Genomic DNA, 18770 nt, shown 5'->3' with positions numbered 1-18770 from the left:
CAGCCCCACCGGCGCTTGAGCCCCCACCCCCAGCCCCGCCGGCGTTTGCGGCACGGGGTCCGGGGCGGAGCCCCGGGGGGACCGGGGCAGGGCCCCGGGAAACGGAGAAAGGGCGGGGCGGGGACACGCTCCGCGCGGCGGCGGGGTCAGGCCCGCGGGGCCTCCGACGCGGTCGGACCGGCCTCGGTCGGCGGCAGCGGCGCGGCCGGCCGGTAGTACCCGCTCCACCCGGCCAGCGGATCCGGCTCCGGATCCCGCGGCGTCCACAGCGCGGTGCACCCCAGGTGCACCAGCACGGCGGTCATCGGCCAGACCAGCAGCGCCCCATGGGCCAGCAGCTCCAGCGGCGCGTCGAACGGCACTCCCTTGCCGGCCGCGGCCGCCGCGGCCGCCAGGTCCGACGGCGACGATCCGAGCCACAGCCCGAACCGCCACCCCGCCAGCGCGGCGAAGGCGGACCCGACGGCCAGCCCGACGACCAGCGGCACACCACCCGCGCGGCGCCACAGGAACGTGCCGACGGCACTGAGCACGCCCAGCCCCACCGAGAGCAGGAAGAAGGTCCCGTCGGCGGCGATCCGCGCCTCGCTCTCGCTGTTGCGCAGGAAGACCGCCTCCCCGTTGGAGACGTACTGCACGCGCGGCGCCAGCCAGGCCCACAGCAGTCCGAGGAGCAGCCCGGCCACCCCGACCGCGAGGGCCACGACGGCCCCGTCGCGGACGTCCTCCGGGGTGATGGCCGCGGCGGTGGCACCCGGCTTCTGGGGCGGCGACGGCGGCGGGTCGAACGGGGACTGCGGGGTCTCGGCTTCGGTCACCCCCACATCGTGCCAGGTGTGCCCGGCCCCGGCGTCGGCGGACCGCTCGGCGCACCGCGCGGGCGGACCGCTCAGCGCACGGACGCCCGCCGGTAGGCCCAGGTCGCCACGGCCAGGGAGACCACCCCGACGGCCCCGCACACGCCGAGGTCGAAGGCGACGGCGGCCCAGTCCGGGTCCGGTGCGAAGGTCCGTGCGAAGGCCTCCACCCCGTACGTGGAAGGCAGCAGGTCCCGCGCCCAGACGATGACGGCCGGCATCCGCTCGGGCGGCAGCACGCCCAGCAGCAGCGCCGCCGACATGCCGAGCTGTCCGGCGAGGGTGGCGAGCTCCTGCCGGGGCGCCAGCAGCCCGAGCGCGGCGCCGAGCCCGGCCAGCGCGGCCCCGGCCAGGGGGACGACGGCGGCCAGGATCCACAGCGCGCTCATCGGCAGGCCGAACAGCAGGCAGCCGAAGACGGCGGTGACCAGCGTGCCCGGCAGGGTGAAGGAGGCGTACGCGGCGGCGGCGCCCAGTACCACCGAGGCGGGCGGCACCGGCAGGGTGGCGTAGTGGTCGAGTCCGCCGCCGGCCCGCAGCTGCCCGAAGTACTGGGCGAGCAGGTTCAGTGCGACGAAGGCGACGACCAGCACCGAGGACCCGGCGACGACGGCCCGGGCCTCCGAGCCCCCGTCCACGACGCCGCGCATCAGGACCATGATCCCGACGGACTGGAAGGTGGCCACGAACAGCAGCGGGATGCGCGCCACCCGGGCCCGGGACAGCTGCGCCCGGTAGACGGCGGCCAGGGAGGGGAAGAACCGCGCGCCGGGCGCCAGCGGCGCGGCCACCGGCACGGGCGCCCGTGCCGGTGCCGGTGTGGGTACGGCGTCGGGCGCGGGCGCGACCGCTGCCCGGACGGCTCCTGTGGAGCGGTCGCTCACGACTTCACCAGCCCTTTCGTCTTGCCGCCGAGGGCCAGGTACACGTCTTCGAGGCTGGGGGTGGCCAGGGTGAAGTCGTCGAGCGCGGCGAAGGCCGGGCCGCCGGTGACCGAGGCCACCGCGGCCCGGGCCTCGTCCGGCGCGAGCCGGAGTACCCAGCGGCGGCCGGACTCGACGGCCCGGGCGCGCAGCCGGGCGACCTCCGGCACCGTCAGCGGGGCGCCCTCGCGCCACACCAGTTCCAGCCGTACCTCGCCCGAGACCTGCGCCTTCAGCGCGGTCGGCGTGTCGCAGGCGATGACCTTGCCCTGGTCGATGACGGCGACCCGGTCGAGGACGGTCTCGGCCTCGATGACGTTGTGGGTGACGAGCAGGACGGTCGCGCCGTGCTGTGCGCGGCGCCGGTCCACGGCCGCCCACACGGCCCGCCGGGCCACGGGGTCCATACCGGTGGTGGGTTCGTCGAGGACGAGTACGGGCCGCTCGCCGACGAGCGCGGTGGCGAAGCAGGCGAGGCGCCGCTGGCCGCCGGAGAGCTTCTTCAGGGGCCGTGCGGCGATGCCGGTCAGGCCGAGTTCGTCCAGTACGGCGTCCCGCGCGGCGCGTGCCGCCCGTACGTCGAGTCCGCGCAGCCGGCCGGTGGTCTCGGCGGCCAGGGCCACGGTGAGCTCGTCGAGGGCGGTGGACTCCTGCCCGAGGTAGGCGAGCAGCCGGGAGGCCCGTCCGGGGTGGCGTACGAGGTCGTGGCCGAGGAGGGTCACGGTGCCCGCGTCGGGCCGCATCAGGCCGGTGAGCTGGCGTACCAGGGTGGACTTGCCCGCGCCGTTGGGGCCGAGCAGGCCGAAGACCTCGCCGCGCCGGACGTCGAGGCTGATGCCGTCGTTGGCGCGGGTCTCGGGCAGGGCGGGTGCGCCGCGCCGTCCGCGGACGGCCGGATACGTCTTGACCAGGTCACGCACCGCGCAGACCACGTCCGACGCCGCGTCCGCGGCCGCCGCCGTGCTGTTCTGCGCCTGTGTTGTGCCCGTACTCACGAGGGAGCAGCCTACGGGGTTCCCGCCCCTACTCGGCCGCCGGGGTCAGCGGGGCCGGGAGGTCGGCGGGTGCGGTTCCGGGCGCGGCGGCCGGTACTGCCGCGACGTGCTCGGCGGCGGCGCGGACGTCGATCTCCCTCCAGAACCCGGCGCGGATGGCGTAGCGGTCGTGCTCGTCGATCTGGTCGTCCTTGTGCGCGAGCAGGCCGAAGCGGGCGGCGTAGCGCAGCAGTTCGCCGTCGATCCGGTGCGGGATGCGCGGGTACATGGTGGCCAGTTTCTGCAGGTGCAGGGTCTCGGGGAGCCGTTCCATCCACCGCCGGGCGAACACCTGTCCCACTTCGAAGGGGTCGCCGCCGACGGTGGTGATGTCCTCCTCGCGGTCCGCCCAGCGCTGTTCGGCGCTGGTGAGCTGGGCGAGGGTGGGCAGGGAGGCGGTCTCGGCGGGTTCACCGAGGGGGCCGGCGCGGTCGATCCAGCCCTTGTCGGAGGACCAGCGCAGGGCGCTGGCCGGGGACGGCGTGGTGGTCGCGGCGGAGTGCGGGGCGCTGTGGCTGCCGGGTGCGCGCAGGGCCCCGGCGAGGTCCTTGGGGGTGGGGACGCTCTTTCCGCCGGGGGTGGTGGGTGCCGGTACGGGGGCCTGCTCGCGCTCGGCGGCGGCGGGGGCGGCGGTGCCGTTGCGGGCGGCCTCGGCGAGTGCGGCCTCGGGCAGCGGCGCCGAGAGGATGGCGGCGATGTCGGGGCGGGGCACGGGCGGCGGCGAGCACAGTCCGGCGAGGTCCTTGGCGCGGACGGCCCGGGTGATCCAGGCGCGGTCGAGGACGCGGCGTTCGTCGGCCTCGGCGACGAGGTCCTCGGACTGGTTGTAGTCGCCGTCGGCGGCCTGGACGGCCCACAGGTGGACGGCGACGCCGTGCTCCTTGGCGGACATCAGGCCCGGCAGCAGGTCGCCGTCGCCGGTGACCAGGACCACGTCGGAGCAGGCGCGGTTGCGGGCGAGCTCGGTGAGTTCGGCGTGCATGGCGGCGTCGACGCCCTTCTGCGCCCAGCGGCCGTCGCTGCGGGTCAGGGCGCCGAGGCGGACGGTGACCCGGGGCATGACGCGCAGCCTGCGGTGTTCGGGCTGCGGGACCCGGTCGGGTGCGCCGTCGAACCAGTAGATGCGCAGCAGGGGCTGCTGGGTGTCGGCTTCGGCGCGCTCGCGCAGGCCCTGGATGAGGGCGGCGTGGTCGACGGTGATCCGGGAGCGGGAGGGCTCCCCAGCGAGAAGGCTGGCGGCGGCGCCCAGCAGGTAGCCGGCGTCCACCAGGACGACGCAGCGGTCCACGCGTTCCACCCTCTTCCCTGGGGGTCCCCATGTCGTTTTCCGGGGTTCCCCGAGTCTGCCCGACCTCGCGGGTGTTGAAGGCCGGAACTCGATCATCGGCGTGGCGGATCTCACGGGGCGGCAGGAAGCCGCCTGCCGCGATGCGCGGCAATGATCCAAAATGCGCGCTTTCCGGGGCTGTGTGAGGGTGAAGGCGGTCCTGGCCCCTAGACCCTCACGGAGGCTCCACCATGGCCAAGAACAAGAACCAGAAGCAGCCGGCGAAGCAGCAGACCCGCGCGGGCGGGCAGGACGTGTCGCGGGCGGATTCCTCGCACGAGCAGTCGTCCCAGGCGCCGAGTCCCATGGACCTGGCCCACAAGAGCAAGCAGAAGCGGTTCGGCCACAACTGACCCACCGCGCACCGGCCGGTTGCGGCCGTGAGCGCGCAGGGCCTGCCCGGTACGGCCGGGCAGGCCCTCGTCGTGTGTGGGGTCGGCTGCTATCCGGCCAGGCAGGACGGTCCGAGCAGGACCTTGAGGTCGCCGAAGAGCGCCGGGTCGGGCTGGACGCGGTGCCGGTCGAGGCGGAGCACGGTGGTGGTCCGCGGCCCCTGGAGCTTGATCCGTACCTCGGTGTTGCCCTTGTGGTGGCGCAGGATCTCGCCCAGACGGGTCACCATCGGGGGGGTGACCTTGACGGTGGGGATGGTGAGGACCACGGGGGCGTTGGTGCCGGCGGAGGAGAGGTCGGGGACCATCATCTCCATGGCGACCAGGCGGGGGACGTCCTCGCGCTTGTCGAGGCGGCCCTTGACGAAGACGACGGTGTCCTCGACCAGCTGGGTGGAGACGAGCTGGTAGGTCGCGGGGAAGAACATGCACTCGATGGAGCCGGCCAGGTCCTCGACGGTGGCGATGGCCCAGGCGTTGCCCTGCTTGGTCATCTTGCGCTGGAGGCCGGAGATGATGCCGCCGATGGTGACGACGGCGCCGTCGGAGTGCTCGCCGCCGGTGAGCTGGGAGATGCCCGCGTCGGTCTTGTCGGAGAGCACGTGCTCCAGGCCGAAGAGCGGGTGGTCGGAGACGTAGAGGCCGAGCATCTCGCGCTCCTGGGCCAGCAGGTAGGACTTCTCCCACTCGACGTCGGAGAACTCCACGTCCAGGCCGAAGCCGGGCTCGTCGGCGCCGCCCTCGTCACCCATTCCGCCGAAGAGGTCGAACTGCCCCTCGGCCTCCTTGCGCTTGACGGCGACCACGTTGTCGATCATCGATTCGTGGTGGGCGACGAGGCCCTTGCGGGTGTGGCCCATCTCGTCGTAGGCGCCGGCCTTGATCAGCGACTCGATGGTCCGCTTGTTGCAGACGACGGCCTCGACCTTGTCGAGGAAGTCGGGGAAGGAGGAGAACTTCCCCTTGGCCTTCCTGGTCCTGATGATCGAGTCGACGACGTTCTGGCCGACGTTGCGGACGGCGGTGAGGCCGAAGAGGATCACGTCGTCGCCCTGCGCGGCGAAGTTCGACTCCGACTCGTTGACGTTCGGCGGGAGCACCTTGATGCCCATGCGGCGGCACTCGTTCAGGTAGATCGCGGACTTGTCCTTGTCGTCCTTGACCGAGGTGAGCAGGCCCGCCATGTATTCGGCCGGGTAGTTCGCCTTGAGGTAGGCGGTCCAGTAGGAGACGAGGCCGTACGCGGCCGAGTGGGCCTTGTTGAAGGCGTAGCCGGCGAAGGGGACCAGCACGTCCCAGAGGGCCTGGATGGCCTCGTCGGAGTAGCCGTTCCTGCGGGCGCCCTCCTGGAAGATGGTGAAGTTCTTGGCCAGCTCCTCGGGCTTCTTCTTGCCCATCACGCGGCGGAGGATGTCGGCCTCGCCGAGCGAGTAGCCGGCGATGATCTGGGCGGCCTTCTGCACCTGCTCCTGGTAGACGATCAGGCCGTAGGTGACCGCGAGCACCTCTTCGAGCGGCTTCTCCAGCTCGGGGTGGATCGGGGTGATCTCCTGCTGCTTGTTCTTGCGCAGGGCGTAGTTCGTGTGCGAGTTCATGCCCATCGGGCCGGGCCGGTAGAGGGCCGACACGGCGGAGATGTCTTCGAAGTTGTCGGGCTTCATCAGGCGCAGCAGGGAGCGCATGGGGCCGCCGTCGAACTGGAAGACGCCGAGGGTGTCACCGCGCTGGAGCAGCTCGAAGGTCTTGGGGTCGTCGAGCGGGAGGGCCAGGAGGTCGATGTCGACGCCCTTGTTGGCCTTCACCATCTTGACGGCGTCGTCCATGATCGTGAGGTTGCGCAGGCCGAGGAAGTCCATCTTCAGCAGGCCGAGCGACTCGCAGCTCGGGTAGTCCCACTGGGTGATGGTGACGCCGTCGGTGTGCCGCACCCAGACGGGTACGTGGTCGGTGATCCTCTCGCTGGACATGATCACGCCGGCGGCGTGCACGCCCATCTGGCGGACCAGGCCCTCGACGCCGCGGGCGGTGTCGATCACCTTCTTCACGTCCGGCTCGTTCTCGTACATCGAGCGGATCTCGCCGGCCTCGCTGTAGCGCGGGTGCGAGGGGTCGAGGATGCCGGAGAGCGGGATGCCCTTGCCGAGGACGTCGGCGGGCATGGCCTTGGTGAGGCGGTCGCCCATGGCGTACGGGTAGCCCAGCACGCGGGCGGAGTCCTTGATCGCGTTCTTGGCCTTGATGGTGCCGTAGGTGCCGATCATGGCGACCTTGTCGGCGCCGTACTTCTCGGTCACGTACCGGATGACCTCGACGCGCCGGCGCTCGTCGAAGTCGATGTCGACATCGGGCATGGAGACGCGCTCGGGGTTGAGGAAGCGCTCGAAGATCAGGCCGTGCGGGATGGGGTCGAGGTCGGTGATGCCCATGGCGTAGGCGACGATCGAGCCGGCCGCGGAGCCTCGGCCGGGGCCGACGGCGATGCCCTGGTTCTTCGCCCACATGATGAAGTCGGCGACGACGAGGAAGTAGCCGGGGAAGCCCATCGAGATGATCGTGTCCATCTCGTACTCGACCTGCTTCATGCGGTCCTCGGGGATGCCCCCGGGGAAGCGGCGGTGCATGCCGCGCATGGTCTCCTCGCGGAACCAGGTGACCTCGGTGTAGCCCTCCGGGATGTCGAACTTCGGCATCAGGTTCCGGAAGGTGAACATGCCCTCCGTGTCGATCTGGTCGGCGACCAGCCTGGTGTTGGCGCAGCCCTCCTGCCAGGCGTCCGAGGAGTCGATGGCGTACATCTCGTCGGTCGACTTCAGGTAGTAGCCGGAGCCGTCGAAGCGGAAGCGGTCGGGGTCCGAGAGGTTCTTGCCGGTCTGGATGCACAGCAGGGCGTCGTGGGCGGCGGCCTCGCTGGCGTACGTGTAGTGCGAGTCGTTCGTCACCAGGGGCGGGATGCCGAGCTTCTTGCCGATCTCCAGCAGTCCGTCGCGGACCCGGCGCTCGATCTCGATGCCGTGGTCCATCAGCTCCAGGAAGTAGCGGTCCTTGCCGAAGATGTCCTGGTACTCGGAGGCCGACTTCAGGGCCTCGTCGAACTGGCCGAGGCGCAGCCTGGTCTGCAGCTCGCCGGACGGGCAGCCGGTGGAGGCGATCAGGCCCTCGGACCACTGGCTGATGGTCTCCTTGTCCATGCGGGGCCACTTGGTGAGCCAGCCCTCGGCGTAGGCGTCGGAGGACAGCCGGAAGAGGTTGTGCAGGCCGGTGGCGTTCGCCGCCCAGATCGTCTTGTGGGTGTAACCGCCGGAACCGGAGACGTCGTCGCGCTTCTGGTGGGGCTGGCCCCACTGGATGCGCCGCTTGTTGCGCCGGGACTCGGGGGCGACGTACGCCTCGATCCCGATGATGGGCGTGACCCCGGCCTTCTGGGCGGAGTGGAAGAAGTCGTAGGCGCCGTGCAGGTTGCCGTGGTCGGACATGGCGATGTGGGTCATGCCCATCTCGTTGCACGCGTTGAACATGTCCTTCAGCCGTGCAGCACCGTCCAGCAGCGAGTACTGGGTGTGGACGTGCAGGTGCGTGAACGGCGTCTTGGTCACGGCGCTGGTCTCCTGGCGGCGGGGGGAGGGGGCAGCTTCGAATCCTACGTCCCACGGGTGACAGATCACGGGCACGCGGGGGTACGGTCGGGCGTTGCAGAACCAGGGGCGCAGGTCCGGCGTCCCGTCCGGCAGAGCCCGTACCACCCCGTGCACCAGGAGGAACCCGCCATGGCGGTCCCCGTGACGACCGACGAGCAGCGCGCCGAGGAGATCCTCGACGTGTTCGACACCGCGTTCGGTGAACTGCTCGCAGCCGACCCCGCTGCCTTCCAGGTCAAGTTCCGCAAGATGGCCGCCTCGGCCTTCGCCTTCTACCGCGGCACGGCCTGCCTCTTCTACTCCGACCTGGAGCGGGACCGGCACGGCGGCCCCTACCTGGACGAGCGGACCGGCCGGGTGTGGATCCACGGCGATCTGCACGCCGAGAACTTCGGCACGTACATGGACTCCAACGGCCGACTGATCTTCAACGTCAACGACTTCGACGAGGCCTACGTCGGCCCCTTCACCTGGGACCTCAAGCGCTTCGCGGCCTCCGTCGCACTGATCGGCTACACCAAGGCGCTCAGCGACGACCAGATAGGCGAGCTGGTGCGGATCTACGCGGTCGCCTACCGGGAGCGGATCCACCGGCTGGCGGCGGGCGCCAAGTACGAGGAGGTCCCCTCCTTCACCCTGGACACCGCCGAGGGCCCGCTGCTGGGCGCGCTGCGCTCGGCCCGGTCCCGCACGCGGTTCGCGCTGCTGGACTCGATGACGGAGATACGGGACTACGAGCGCCGCTTCCGTTCCGGCGGCGGGTCGATCGAGCTGGACGCCGCGACCCGCTACAAGGTGCTGGCCGCCTTCGACGGGTACCTGGAGACGCTGCCCGACGAGTCCCTGGTGCGGCCGGACTCCTACCGGGTCAAGGACGTGGTGGGCCGCCGGGGCGTCGGCATCGGCTCGGCGGGCCTGCCCTCCTACAACATCCTGCTGGAGGGGCACAGCGACGCCCTGGAGAACGATGTCGTGATCTACCTCAAGCAGGCGCAGACCCCGGCGGTGTCCCGGCACATCACGGACCGGGCGGTGCGGGAGTACTTCCGGCACGAGGGGCACCGCACGGTGATCTCGCAGCGGGCGCTCCAGGCGCACGCCGACCCGTGGCTGGGCTGGACGGAGCTGGACGGGGCGGGTCAGCTGGTCGCGGAGGTCTCGCCGTACGCGGTGGACCTGGACTGGTCGGACCTGGACGACCCGGAGGAGATCGCGGCGGTCGTCGCGGACCTGGGCCGGGCCACGGCGACCATGCACGCGTCTGCGGACGAGGCGGAGAGCGGGCAGTCGCTGGTGCCGTTCTCCACCGAGCGGGCCATCGACGCGGCGATCGCCGCCGACGAGGAGGGTTTCGCGGGGCTGCTGGTGGACTTCGCGCACGCGTACGGGGCGCGGGCGCGCGCCGACCACCAGATCTTCGTGGACCTGTTCCGCAACGGCCGTCTCACCCCCTGAACCGGCGCCCACAGGAACACGTGGCACACTCGCGAGGATGGACTTTTCCGGGACGGGACTCAGGGGGCTGCGGGCCGCGCTGTTCAGCGCGCTCGTCGTGCTGCTCTCGTCCGGCTCGCACGTCCTGATGTCCCAGGTCCCGCTGCCGCCCTCGCTGGTCGGCGGGGCCTTCGCGGGCGTGTTCGTGATCGCCTACGCCCTCGCCGGCCGTGAGCGGGGTTTCGGCCCCATCGCGGGCCTGCTCGTACCGCTGGAGCTGGCCGCCGACACCGTCTTCACCGCCGGCCAGCACCTCTGCTACGGCCCGGCCGGCGGGCCCGTCTCGGGTCCGCTGCGCGCCATGGGCCTGGAGGAGCTGTGCGGGGGCGCCCCGGTGGGCGGACCGCTGACCGAGGTGGCGGGGCCCGCCGCGGACGCGGCGGCGCTGCTGTCCTCGCCGGGGCCGTACACGCCGTGGCTGCTGCTCGGCGGTCACGTGTCGGTGGGGCTGCTCGCCGCCCTCTGGCTGCGCCACGGCGAGCGGGCGGTGGGCCGGCTGCTGCGGGCGGTGGCGGCCTTCGCGTTCCGGCCGCTGCGACTGGCGGCGGCCGCGGTCGCGGTGGCTTCCGGGCCGGTACGGCGGGGGCTGCGGGCGGTGGCGGCGGGTGCCGGGGCCCGTACGCGTTTCCCCGCGCACTCCGTGGGACGGCGGGGACCTCCCGTGCTCGGTGCGCTCGCGCGCGCCTGACGCACGTACGGCAGTCCCTTCCCCCTGTCACACACCACGGAGATCATGATGAGTTCACGCAACAGCCAGGCGAACAAGGCGGCGGCCCGCGAGCGGCTGCGCGCCGAGCGCGAGGCGCAGGCCAAGAAGGACCGGATCCGGAGGCAGGTCATAGTCGGCGTCGGCGTGGTCGCCGCGCTGGGTCTGGCCGGCGGTATCGCCTACGGGGTCATGAAGGCCAACGAGCCCGACCACTGGGAGAAGGCCGCCAAGGCCGAGCTGGTCAAGCCGAAGAACACCACGGGCGAGGACGGCACCACGGTCGTCGTCGGCAAGGCCGACGCGAAGAAGACGCTGGAGCTGTACGAGGACTCGCGCTGCCCGGCCTGCGCCTCCTTCGAGCAGGCAGCCGGCGAGCAGATCAAGAAGGACGTCGACGCGGGCAAGTACAAGCTCCAGTACGTGGGCGCCACCTTCATCGACAACGCGGTCAAGGGCGAGGGCTCGAAGAACGCGCTGAGCGCGCTGGGCGCGGCGCTGAACGTCAGCCCGGAGGCGTTCCTGGAGTTCAAGGGCGCCCTGTACTCCAAGGAGCAGCACCCCGAGGAGACCGTCGACAGCTTCGCCAAGGACGACTACCTGCTGAAGGTCGCGGACACCGTCCCGGCGCTCAAGGGCAACGCCGAGTTCAAGAAGGCCGTCGAGGACGGCACGTTCGACCGGTGGGCGCTGGAGATGTCGAAGGCCTTCGACAAGTCGGGCGTGAAGGGTACGCCGACCCTGAAGATGGACGGCAAGAAGATCGACACTCCGCAGACGGCGGAGCAGTTCACGGCGGCGATCGACAAGGCCCTGCAGGGCTGATCCGGACGTTCCGGGACGGGTACTTCCGGACCGGCCGGCCCGCACACGGGCCAACGGGCGGGCGAACTCCCAGAGTTCGCCCGCCCGTTGCGTTCCGACATCTGTTCCCCGCCCTGTACCCGTCGGTAATATGACCGGCCGTGACCAGTCATCTCATCCCTTCCCAGGCCGCGGCAACGCCCCGGCGCCGTACCGTCGTCCTCGCTGCGGCGGCCACGGCCACGCTGGCCCCTCTCACCTCGCTGGGCGCCGGAACCGCCCACGCGGCGGGCACCGCGCCCGCCTTCCTGCACGGCGTCGCCTCCGGCGACCCGCTGCCCGACGGCGTCCTGCTGTGGACCCGCGTCACCCCCGCCCCCGAGGCCGCCCCCGGCTCCGGACTCGGCCCGGCCGTCCAGGTGGGCTGGGAGGTGGCCGCGGACCAGGCCTTCTCCCGTGTCGTCGCCCGGGGTACCGTCACCACGAGCGCGACCGCCGACCACACGGTCAAGGTGGACGTGCGGGGGCTCCAGCCGCAGACGCCCTACTGGTACCGGTTCACCGCCGGCTCCGCCGTCTCCCCCGTCGGACGCACCCTGACCACCCCCGGCCACGACGTGACCACCGCGCAGGTCCGCCTCGGCGTGGTCTCCTGCGCCAACTGGGAGTCCGGCTACTTCTCGGCCTACCGCCACCTGGCCGCCCGTACGGACCTGCACGCGGTCCTGCACCTGGGCGACTACATATACGAGTACCCGTCCGGGGGCTACCCGGAGGCCAAGTACACCGTGCGCCAGCACGATCCGAAGCACGAGATCCTCTCGCTGGCCGATTACCGCACCCGGCACGGCACGTACAAGACGGACGCGGACCTCCAGGCGCTGCACCGGGCGCACCCGGTCATCGCCATCTGGGACGACCACGAGTTCGCGAACGACATGTGGTCCGGCGGCGCCGAGAACCACACGGCGGGCGCCGAGGGCGACTGGGCGGCGCGCGCCGAGGCCGCGAAGCAGGCGTACTTCGAGTGGATGCCGGTACGGACCTCGACCGCGGGGACCGTCTACCGCAGGCTGCGCTTCGGCACCCTCGCCGACCTCCACCTGCTGGACCTGCGCTCCTTCCGCTCCCAGCAGGCCAAGGTGGGGAGCGGCGCGGTGGACGACCCGGAGCGCAGCATCACCGGGCGCGCCCAGCTGGACTGGCTCAAGTCGGGCCTCGCCGGATCCGACGCGACCTGGAAGCTGGTCGGCACGTCCGTGATGATCTCGCCGGTCGCCTTCGGCTCGCTGCCCGCTCACCTGCTGGGGCCGCTCGCCGAGCTGCTCGGCCTGCCCGAGGGCGGCATAGCCGTCAATGTCGACCAGTGGGACGGGTACACGGACGACCGCAAGGAGCTGCTGGGCCACCTGAAGGACCGGAACGTCAAGAACACGGTGTTCCTGACCGGTGACATCCACATGGCCTGGGCGAACGAGGTCCCGGTGAACATGGCCACCTACCCCGGGTCGGGCACGGCGGCGACCGAGTTCGTCGTCACGTCGGTGACCTCGGACAACCTCGACGACATCCTCCACGTGCTGCCGGACACGGTCTCGCTGGTGGCCGAGTCCGCGATCAAGGCCGCCAACTGGCACGTGAAGTGGCTCGACATGGACGCGCACGGCTACGGCGTGCTGGACGTGACGCCGGAGCGTTCGCAGATGGACTACTACGTCATCTCCGACAAGCGCCGGCCCGGCGCCACGTCCGCGTGGTCCCGCTCCTACCGCACCCTGAACGGCACCCAGAAGGTCGAGCGGGTGCACCAGCCGGTCCGCTGATCCACTGTCAAATCTGTTGCGACAGGGGGCGTCTGGTACATACCAGGCGCCCCCTGTGCGTCTTCGGCAACAAATCTTTTACGTAAGACACTTGACCTGAATATGTCATGCACACATAAGCTTCCCGCCAGCTGAAGAAGATCCTTCAGGCCACCACCCCCCACGATCCCCACTCGCGAGGAGCACACGTGCGCGCGAACGCCCGCATATCCCCCCTTCTTCGCCGCCGCCTCATGGGCACGGCCGTGCTGGCCGGCACCCTGGCCTTCACCCCGCTCGCCGCGCCCACCACGCTCGCGGCCGCCAAGACCCCCGCCGAGGTGTGCGCCGACGAGGCCGCCGCGCCCGCCAACGCCCGCGTCGCCCGCGCCCACGACGAGCACGCGCACGAGCCGAACGAGGTCACCGACGCCCAGGCGAAGGCCATGGACGCCGACCTGAAGTCGAAGCTGGACAAGGCCCTCAAGAACCAGCCGCAGCGCAGCCTCGCCGCCGCCGAGGCCGTCGTGAACATCCCCGTGTACTTCCACGTCATCCACTCCGGCACCACCGGCAAGCTCACGTCCACGGACGTCAGCAAGCAGCTCGCGGTCCTGAACGCGGCCTACGGCGGCCAGGGCACCGGCAACGTCAACACGAACTTCCAGTTCACCCTGGCGTCGACCGACTACACGGACAACGCGTCCTGGTACAACCTGGCCTCCGGCTCCCAGGCCGAGAAGGACATGAAGAACACCCTGCGCCAGGGCGGCCCGGGCGCGCTCAACTTCTACACCGCCAAGCTCTCCGGCGGCCTCCTCGGCTGGGCGACCTTCCCGACCTCCTACGCCTCCAACCCGAAGATGGACGGCGTGGTCGTGCTGGACAGCTCGCTGCCCGGCGGCTCCTCGGCCAACTACAACGAGGGCGACACCGCCACCCACGAGGTCGGCCACTGGCTCGGGCTGTACCACACCTTCCAGGGCGGCTGCAACGGCAACGGCGACTACGTCTCCGACACCCCGGCCGAGAAGAGCGCCGCGTACGAGTGCCCGACCGGGCGCGACAGCTGCGCCAGCAAGCCCGGCGCGGACCCGATCCGCAACTTCATGGACTACACGTACGACTCCTGCATGTACCAGTTCACGGCCGGCCAGGTGGCCCGCATGAGCAGCAACTGGACTGCCTACCGGGCGGGCTGACCCCCCGGACGAGGAGGGCCCGGGCCGGCATCCGCCGGTCCGGGCCCTTCTGCACGTCCGGCAGCCCGACGCTGCCTACAGGCTGTCGAGGAAGCCGACAGCGGTCCTCCACGCCTCCTCCGCCGCCTCGGCGTCGTAGTCGTCGAGGTCCGGGTCGGTGAACAGGTGCCCGGCACCCGGGTAGCTGTGGACCTCGACGTCCGCCCCGGCCCGCTGCATGCGCAGGTACCAGGCCGTCAGCCAGTCGTGCGGCTCGAACGGGTCCGGGTCGGCGATGTGCAGCTGCACCGGGAGTTCGTCCACCGAGGCGCCGTCCTCCAGGTCCGCCGTGCCGTGCAGGAGCAGCAGGCCGCGCGCCTTCTCGTCGGCCAGCGCCAGGTGCTGGGCGAGGGAACCGCCGAAGGAGAAGCCCGCGTAGACCAGTCCCTGGTCGGAGTGCGGGGCCGAGGCCAGCACCGCCCGCTTCAGCAGCTCGTCACGGCCGATCTCCTCCTGGTGGGCCATGCCCTCCTCGACGGTGTCGAAGGTGCGCCCGTCGAAGAGGTCCGGCACCTGGACCTGGTGACCGGCCGCGCGCAGCCGGTCGGCCGCCGCGTGCACCGCGGGCCGCAACCCGTACGTCGAGTGGAAGAGCATGATGTTCATGCCTCCATCGTGCCAGCCGACGCGGGCTCCACGGCCCTGCGGCTTCCCGCTACGTTCGTCCCCATGGAGACGGAGAACTTCCTGCGCCCGCTGTCGGTCGTCGGCGCCGTCCTGGTCGCCACCCTGACCGCGGGCTGGGTGCTCGACCTGCTGCTGCGCCGGGCCGACGCCCGGCATCCCGAGACCCCCCTGTGGGGACTGCTGCGCCGCTGCCGGGTCCCCTTCCAGGTGGTGCTGTGCACCTCCCTGCTCCGGGGCTCCTACCGCCGGGCGGGCATCCTGCCCGACCATCCGCTCGGCGTCGGCCGCCTCCTCACCCTGGTGCTGATCGCCTCGGCGGCGTGGCTGGCGGTGCGCATCGCGACGGCCGCGGTGGACTCCGCGTACGCGCGCTACGCCGCCGTGGCGGCGGACGAGGCCCGGGTACGCAGGGTGCGCACCCAGGTCACGCTGATCCAACGCGTGGTCGCGGCGGTGGTGGTCGTGGTGGCGGCGGCCGCGATGCTGCTGACCTTCCCGCCCATGCGCACGGTCGGCGCCTCGCTGCTGGCCTCCGCCGGCGTCCTCGGCATCGTCGCCGGCATCGCCGCCCAGTCCTCGCTGAGCAACCTCTTCGCCGGCCTCCAGATCGCCTTCGGCGACACCGTCCGCATCGGCGACACCGTGGTCGTCGACAAGGAGTGGGGCCGGGTCGAGGAGATCACCCTGACCTTCCTGACCGTCCGCACCTGGGACGAGCGCCGCATCACGATGCCTGTGTCGTACTTCACGAGCAAGCCGTACGAGAACTGGTCGCGCGGCGGCGCGCAGATGACCGGCACGGTCTTCTGGCACCTGGACCACAGCGCTCCCGTGGACCTGATGCGCGAGCGGTTCCGGCAGGTCCTGGCGGAACTTCCCGAATGGGACGGCCGCGGCGGCGGCCTGGCCGTGACGGACACCACACCGCACACGGTCCAGATCCGCGCCGTGGTCACCGCCAAGGACGCCGACGACCTCTGGACGCTGCGCTGCACGGTCCGCGAGCAGATGATCACCTGGCTGGCCGCCCACCACCCCTACGCCCTCCCCCGCATCGCCACGGCCCCCGCGGTGCCCGCCCCGGACGCGCGGAGGGAGGTGCCCGGGGCCTAGGGGGTGTGCGGCCCTACCGGCCGGCGAGCAGCGCTGCCGCGCATTCCTCGGCCAGGTCCTCGGCATGAGGGGGCAGCGGCTCGCCGGCGCGCAGGTAGCGGCGGACGACCGACAGCGGCAGGTCGATCAGGGCCAGGGCGATCCGGTCCCGGCCCTGGGCGTCGGCGGCCCCCAGAGCCGCGGCGAGGCCGCCGACGGCCGCGTACACGCGCTCGTTTCCGGCGTCGGCACGCCTGATGTGCTCCTCGGACCAGTCGGCACGGCCGAACTCCGCGGCGCCGTGGAGGAGGAGGGCGGCCTCCTCCGGCTGGGCGCGGCTCCATGCGACGACGTGGCGGGCGGCCGTACGGGCGGCCTTGGGCGGGTCGGGCTCGCCCTGGAGGCCGGCGAGGTAGCCCTCCTGGAACCGCTCGACGGTCCGCAGCCACACCTCGGCGAGCAGGGCGGTGCGTCCGGCGAAGCGGTGGTACATGGAACCGCTGGGCGCGCCGATCGCCTGGGCGACGGCGGACATGGTGACGCCGGCCGGTCCGGCCGAGGCGGCCAGCCGCACCGCGGCGTCGAGGATCTGGTCGCTGTCGAAGCGGGGTGGTCTGGCCATGAATCAGAGAGTACCCTCCAGATTATTAGAGACCCATCTCTAATAATCTGGAGGGGAGGACCGATGGGCGTATTCAACGTGCACGAACGCCTGCTGGCGGCCGGACCGGACCGGGTCGGCGCACTCATCGACACGCTGGCCGGCGGGGAGGACGACCGGCTGTGGCCGGGCCGCCAGTGGGAGGAGATGGAGTTCGACCGCCCGCTGGCCGTGGGGGCGGTGGGCGGACACGGCCCGGTGCGCTACACGGTCACCGCGTACGTGCCGGGGACCTGGGTGCGCTTCACCTTCACCGGGCCCCGCGGGTTCCACGGTTTCCACGAGTTCACCGTGCAGCCCGTCGACGCGGAGCGGACCGTGCTGCGGCACACGCTCGCGATGACCCTGAGCGGCGTCAGCCGCCTGACCTGGCCGCTCGCCTACCGTCCGGCACACGACGCCGTGCTGGAGGACAGCCTGGACCGCGCCGAACTGGCCTGCACGGGCACCGTCGCCCGCCCGGCCCGCTGGTCCCCGTACGTCCGCTTCCTCCGCGGCCTGGAACGCCTGGTCACGCGGCCTGCGACCTGAGACGGCCTGATCCGGAGGACACTCCCTAAGGGGCGCGCAGGCTGCGTACGTCCAGGTGCCGCAGCACCCGGTCGACGACCTCCGGGTCGGAGCCGGGTTCGCTGCGGGCGGCCAGCACCTCGTGGCGGGCGGCGGACATCATCTCCCGCTGGATGCGCTGGATGTCGTGGAGCCTCTGCACCCGCTGCGCGTAGGCCTCGCGCCGTTCCTCGTCGACCATGTCCGGGCTGATCCTGGCCCCGACGTCGTATGCGCGCCGGCTCAGCTGCTCGATCAGGTCCTCGGGGAGGTCCTCGACGGCCTCGATCTCCTTCAGCCGCCGCTTCGCCGCCCGGGCTGCGCGGATCGCCAGCTGCCGCTCCGCGTCCCGCCGCGCGTCGGTGTCCTCCTCCACCCCGAGGCGCCGCACCAGCCACGGCAGCGTCAGCCCCTGGCACACCAGGGTCACCATGATCACCGCGAAGGCGATGAAGACGATCTCGTCCCGCGCCGGAAAGGGCTCGCCGGAGTCCGTCTTCAGGGGGATGGCGAGGGCCAGGGCCACCGAGGCCACCCCGCGCATCCCCGCCCACCACATCACGACGCTCTCCCGCCAGCTGAGCGGGATCTCCTCGTCGTAGTCGCGGCGCTGGTGCAGCTTCTTCGCGAGCCATGCGGCGGGCAGCAGCCACAGCAGCCGCACGCCGACCACCACCGCGACGACGACGGCCGCCCAGCCGGCCATCTGCCACGCGCGGTCCTGCGCCGTCCCGAGGACGTTGTGCAGCTCCAGCCCGATCAGCCCGAACGCCACACCGGTGACCAGCGTGTCCACGACCTCCCAGAAGGTGTGCCCGGCCAGGCGGCCCAGTACGTCGTCGGCGTCGGAGGCGTACTCGGCGAGGAACAGCGCCGTCGTCAGCACGGCCAGCACCCCGGACCCGTGCAGTTCCTCGGCGACCACGTACGACACGAACGGCACCAGCAGCGTCAGCCCGATCTGGAGGGTGGCATCGCCGAGACCGCCCATCAGCCGGTTCGCCGTCCAACCGAGGGCGAGGCCGACGACCACGGCGACGACGGCAGACAGCACGAACTCGCCGAGCGCGTCGGGCCAGGAGAAGCTGCCGCTGACGGCCGCGGCGATCGCCACGTGGTAGAGCACGATGGCCGTCACGTCGTTGAAGAGCCCCTCGCCCTCCAGGATCGACACCATGCGGCGGGGCAGCCCGAGCGACCCCGCGACGGCGGTGGCGGCGACCGGGTCGGGCGGAGCCACGAGCGCGCCGAGCGCGACGGCGGCGGCGATCGGCAGCGCGGGCACCACGGAGTACGCGACGGCGGCCACCGCCGCGGTCGTGACGAACACCAGGGCCACGGCCAGCAGCAGGATGGGCCGCACGTTGGCGGCGAACTGCCGCCACGAGGTCCGCTGCACGGAGGCGTACAGCAGCGGCGGCAGCACCAGCGCCAGGATGTACTCGGGTGGGACGTCGACGTCCGGCACGGCCGGCACCAGGGCGAGGACCATCCCGCCCAGGGTCATCAGGACCGGCGCGGGCAGCCCCAACCGGTCCCCGAGCGGCACCATGACCACGGCCCCGAGGAGGAGGACGAACAGCAGAGCAAGCTGATCCACTCCCCCACCCTGCCAGTCCGCCGCGC

16 protein-coding genes are annotated in these 18770 nt (G+C 71.8%); 8 read left to right on the top strand and 8 right to left on the bottom strand.

Translation table 11 applies throughout. The features are described 5' to 3' along the window. Window positions 1-146: 146 nt before the first annotated feature. The 4 genes from IF89_RS38435 to IF89_RS0130150 all read right to left on the bottom strand — a co-directional run bounded on the left by IF89_RS38435 (window position 147) and on the right by IF89_RS0130150 (window position 4111). The gene (locus IF89_RS38435) at window positions 147-818 is read right to left on the bottom strand and encodes a hypothetical protein (protein WP_199820584.1); all 672 of its coding nucleotides are present in this window, start codon (window positions 816-818) and stop codon (window positions 147-149) included. Window positions 819-889: 71 nt separating this feature from the next. Next, window positions 890-1741, bottom strand: a complete 852-nt coding sequence (locus tag IF89_RS0130160; RefSeq protein WP_078628604.1) for an ABC transporter permease — start codon at window positions 1739-1741, stop codon at window positions 890-892. After that, window positions 1738-2775 (bottom strand): ABC transporter ATP-binding protein, encoded by a 1038-nt coding sequence (locus IF89_RS0130155; protein ID WP_030774820.1) that lies wholly within the window; start codon window positions 2773-2775, stop codon window positions 1738-1740. The genes IF89_RS0130160 and IF89_RS0130155 overlap by 4 nt, the downstream gene beginning before the upstream one ends. A 28-nt stretch (window positions 2776-2803) precedes the next feature. Next, the gene (locus IF89_RS0130150; protein ID WP_234327919.1) at window positions 2804-4111 is read right to left on the bottom strand and encodes an NYN domain-containing protein; all 1308 of its coding nucleotides are present in this window, start codon (window positions 4109-4111) and stop codon (window positions 2804-2806) included. A 221-nt stretch (window positions 4112-4332) separates the two neighbouring features. Between IF89_RS0130150 and IF89_RS47145 the strand changes: the two genes are divergently transcribed. Further along, window positions 4333-4494 (top strand): hypothetical protein, encoded by a 162-nt coding sequence (locus tag IF89_RS47145; RefSeq protein WP_199820583.1) that lies wholly within the window; start codon window positions 4333-4335, stop codon window positions 4492-4494. Window positions 4495-4583: 89 nt separating this feature from the next. On the opposite strand, the gene dnaE is transcribed toward IF89_RS47145, so the two are convergent. After that, entirely contained in the window at window positions 4584-8126 is a 3543-nt protein-coding gene (dnaE, locus tag IF89_RS0130140) for a DNA polymerase III subunit alpha (protein ID WP_030774818.1), read from the bottom strand. 171 nt (window positions 8127-8297) lie between these two features. Between dnaE and IF89_RS0130135 the strand changes: the two genes are divergently transcribed. The 5 genes from IF89_RS0130135 (at window position 8298) to IF89_RS0130115 (ending at window position 14176) form a co-directional block, all read left to right on the top strand. Beyond that, entirely contained in the window at window positions 8298-9623 is a 1326-nt protein-coding gene (locus IF89_RS0130135; protein ID WP_030774817.1) for a DUF2252 domain-containing protein, read from the top strand. 37 nt (window positions 9624-9660) lie between these two features. Further along, window positions 9661-10350, top strand: coding sequence for a hypothetical protein (locus IF89_RS0130130; RefSeq protein WP_030774816.1), 690 nt, complete (start codon window positions 9661-9663; stop codon window positions 10348-10350). Window positions 10351-10398: 48 nt separating this feature from the next. Beyond that, window positions 10399-11193: a DsbA family protein gene (locus tag IF89_RS0130125; protein ID WP_030774814.1), complete on the top strand. Its 795-nt coding sequence runs from the start codon at window positions 10399-10401 to the stop codon at window positions 11191-11193. A gap of 140 nt (window positions 11194-11333) precedes the next feature. Then, the gene (locus IF89_RS0130120) at window positions 11334-12995 is read left to right on the top strand and encodes an alkaline phosphatase D family protein (protein ID WP_234327918.1); all 1662 of its coding nucleotides are present in this window, start codon (window positions 11334-11336) and stop codon (window positions 12993-12995) included. Between the two features lie 233 nt (window positions 12996-13228). Beyond that, complete coding sequence (locus IF89_RS0130115; RefSeq protein WP_030774810.1) at window positions 13229-14176, top strand: zinc metalloprotease; 948 nt, start codon at window positions 13229-13231, stop codon at window positions 14174-14176. 75 nt (window positions 14177-14251) lie between these two features. On the opposite strand, the gene IF89_RS0130110 is transcribed toward IF89_RS0130115, so the two are convergent. After that, a complete protein-coding gene (locus IF89_RS0130110) occupies window positions 14252-14821 on the bottom strand; it encodes a dienelactone hydrolase family protein (RefSeq protein WP_030774809.1) in 570 nt (189 codons plus the stop codon). A gap of 63 nt (window positions 14822-14884) precedes the next feature. On the opposite strand from IF89_RS0130110, the gene IF89_RS0130105 reads away from it, so the two are divergent. Next, entirely contained in the window at window positions 14885-15955 is a 1071-nt protein-coding gene (locus IF89_RS0130105; protein WP_030774807.1) for a mechanosensitive ion channel family protein, read from the top strand. Between the two features lie 13 nt (window positions 15956-15968). Here IF89_RS0130105 and IF89_RS0130100 read toward each other — a convergent pair whose 3' ends face one another. After that, window positions 15969-16556, bottom strand: a complete 588-nt coding sequence (locus IF89_RS0130100) for a TetR/AcrR family transcriptional regulator (RefSeq protein ID WP_030774805.1) — start codon at window positions 16554-16556, stop codon at window positions 15969-15971. A 63-nt stretch (window positions 16557-16619) separates the two neighbouring features. Between IF89_RS0130100 and IF89_RS0130095 the strand changes: the two genes are divergently transcribed. Further along, window positions 16620-17126: a hypothetical protein gene (locus tag IF89_RS0130095; RefSeq protein WP_030774803.1), complete on the top strand. Its 507-nt coding sequence runs from the start codon at window positions 16620-16622 to the stop codon at window positions 17124-17126. Between the two features lie 25 nt (window positions 17127-17151). Here the strand turns inward: IF89_RS0130095 and IF89_RS0130090 are convergent, their stop codons facing one another. Continuing rightward, window positions 17152-18744, bottom strand: coding sequence for a Na+/H+ antiporter (locus IF89_RS0130090; RefSeq protein ID WP_030774801.1), 1593 nt, complete (start codon window positions 18742-18744; stop codon window positions 17152-17154). Window positions 18745-18770: the final 26 nt, after the last annotated feature.

It is taken from the genome of Streptomyces sp. NRRL F-2664 (assembly GCF_000719345.1).
Classification (GTDB): Bacteria; Actinomycetota; Actinomycetes; order Streptomycetales; family Streptomycetaceae; genus Streptomyces.
The sequence above is the reverse complement of the archived record's forward strand: the minus strand, read 5'-3'. Positions and strand labels throughout refer to the sequence as shown.

Bases quoted from the DNA above. Each gene is read 5' to 3' on its own strand.
- IF89_RS0130135 (WP_030774817.1), top strand. From the start codon at position 8,298: ATGGCGGTCCCCGTGACGACCGACGAGCAGCGCGCCGAGGAGATCCTC.
- IF89_RS47145 (WP_199820583.1), top strand. From the start codon at position 4,333: ATGGCCAAGAACAAGAACCAGAAGCAGCCGGCGAAGCAGCAGACCCGC.
- IF89_RS0130130 (WP_030774816.1), top strand. From the start codon at position 9,661: ATGGACTTTTCCGGGACGGGACTCAGGGGGCTGCGGGCCGCGCTGTTC.
- IF89_RS0130095 (WP_030774803.1), top strand. From the start codon at position 16,620: ATGGGCGTATTCAACGTGCACGAACGCCTGCTGGCGGCCGGACCGGAC.
- IF89_RS0130115 (WP_030774810.1), top strand. From the start codon at position 13,229: ATGGGCACGGCCGTGCTGGCCGGCACCCTGGCCTTCACCCCGCTCGCC.
- IF89_RS0130110 (WP_030774809.1), bottom strand. From the start codon at position 14,821: ATGAACATCATGCTCTTCCACTCGACGTACGGGTTGCGGCCCGCGGTG.
- IF89_RS0130125 (WP_030774814.1), top strand. From the start codon at position 10,399: ATGAGTTCACGCAACAGCCAGGCGAACAAGGCGGCGGCCCGCGAGCGG.
- IF89_RS0130105 (WP_030774807.1), top strand. From the start codon at position 14,885: ATGGAGACGGAGAACTTCCTGCGCCCGCTGTCGGTCGTCGGCGCCGTC.
- IF89_RS0130100 (WP_030774805.1), bottom strand. From the start codon at position 16,556: ATGGCCAGACCACCCCGCTTCGACAGCGACCAGATCCTCGACGCCGCG.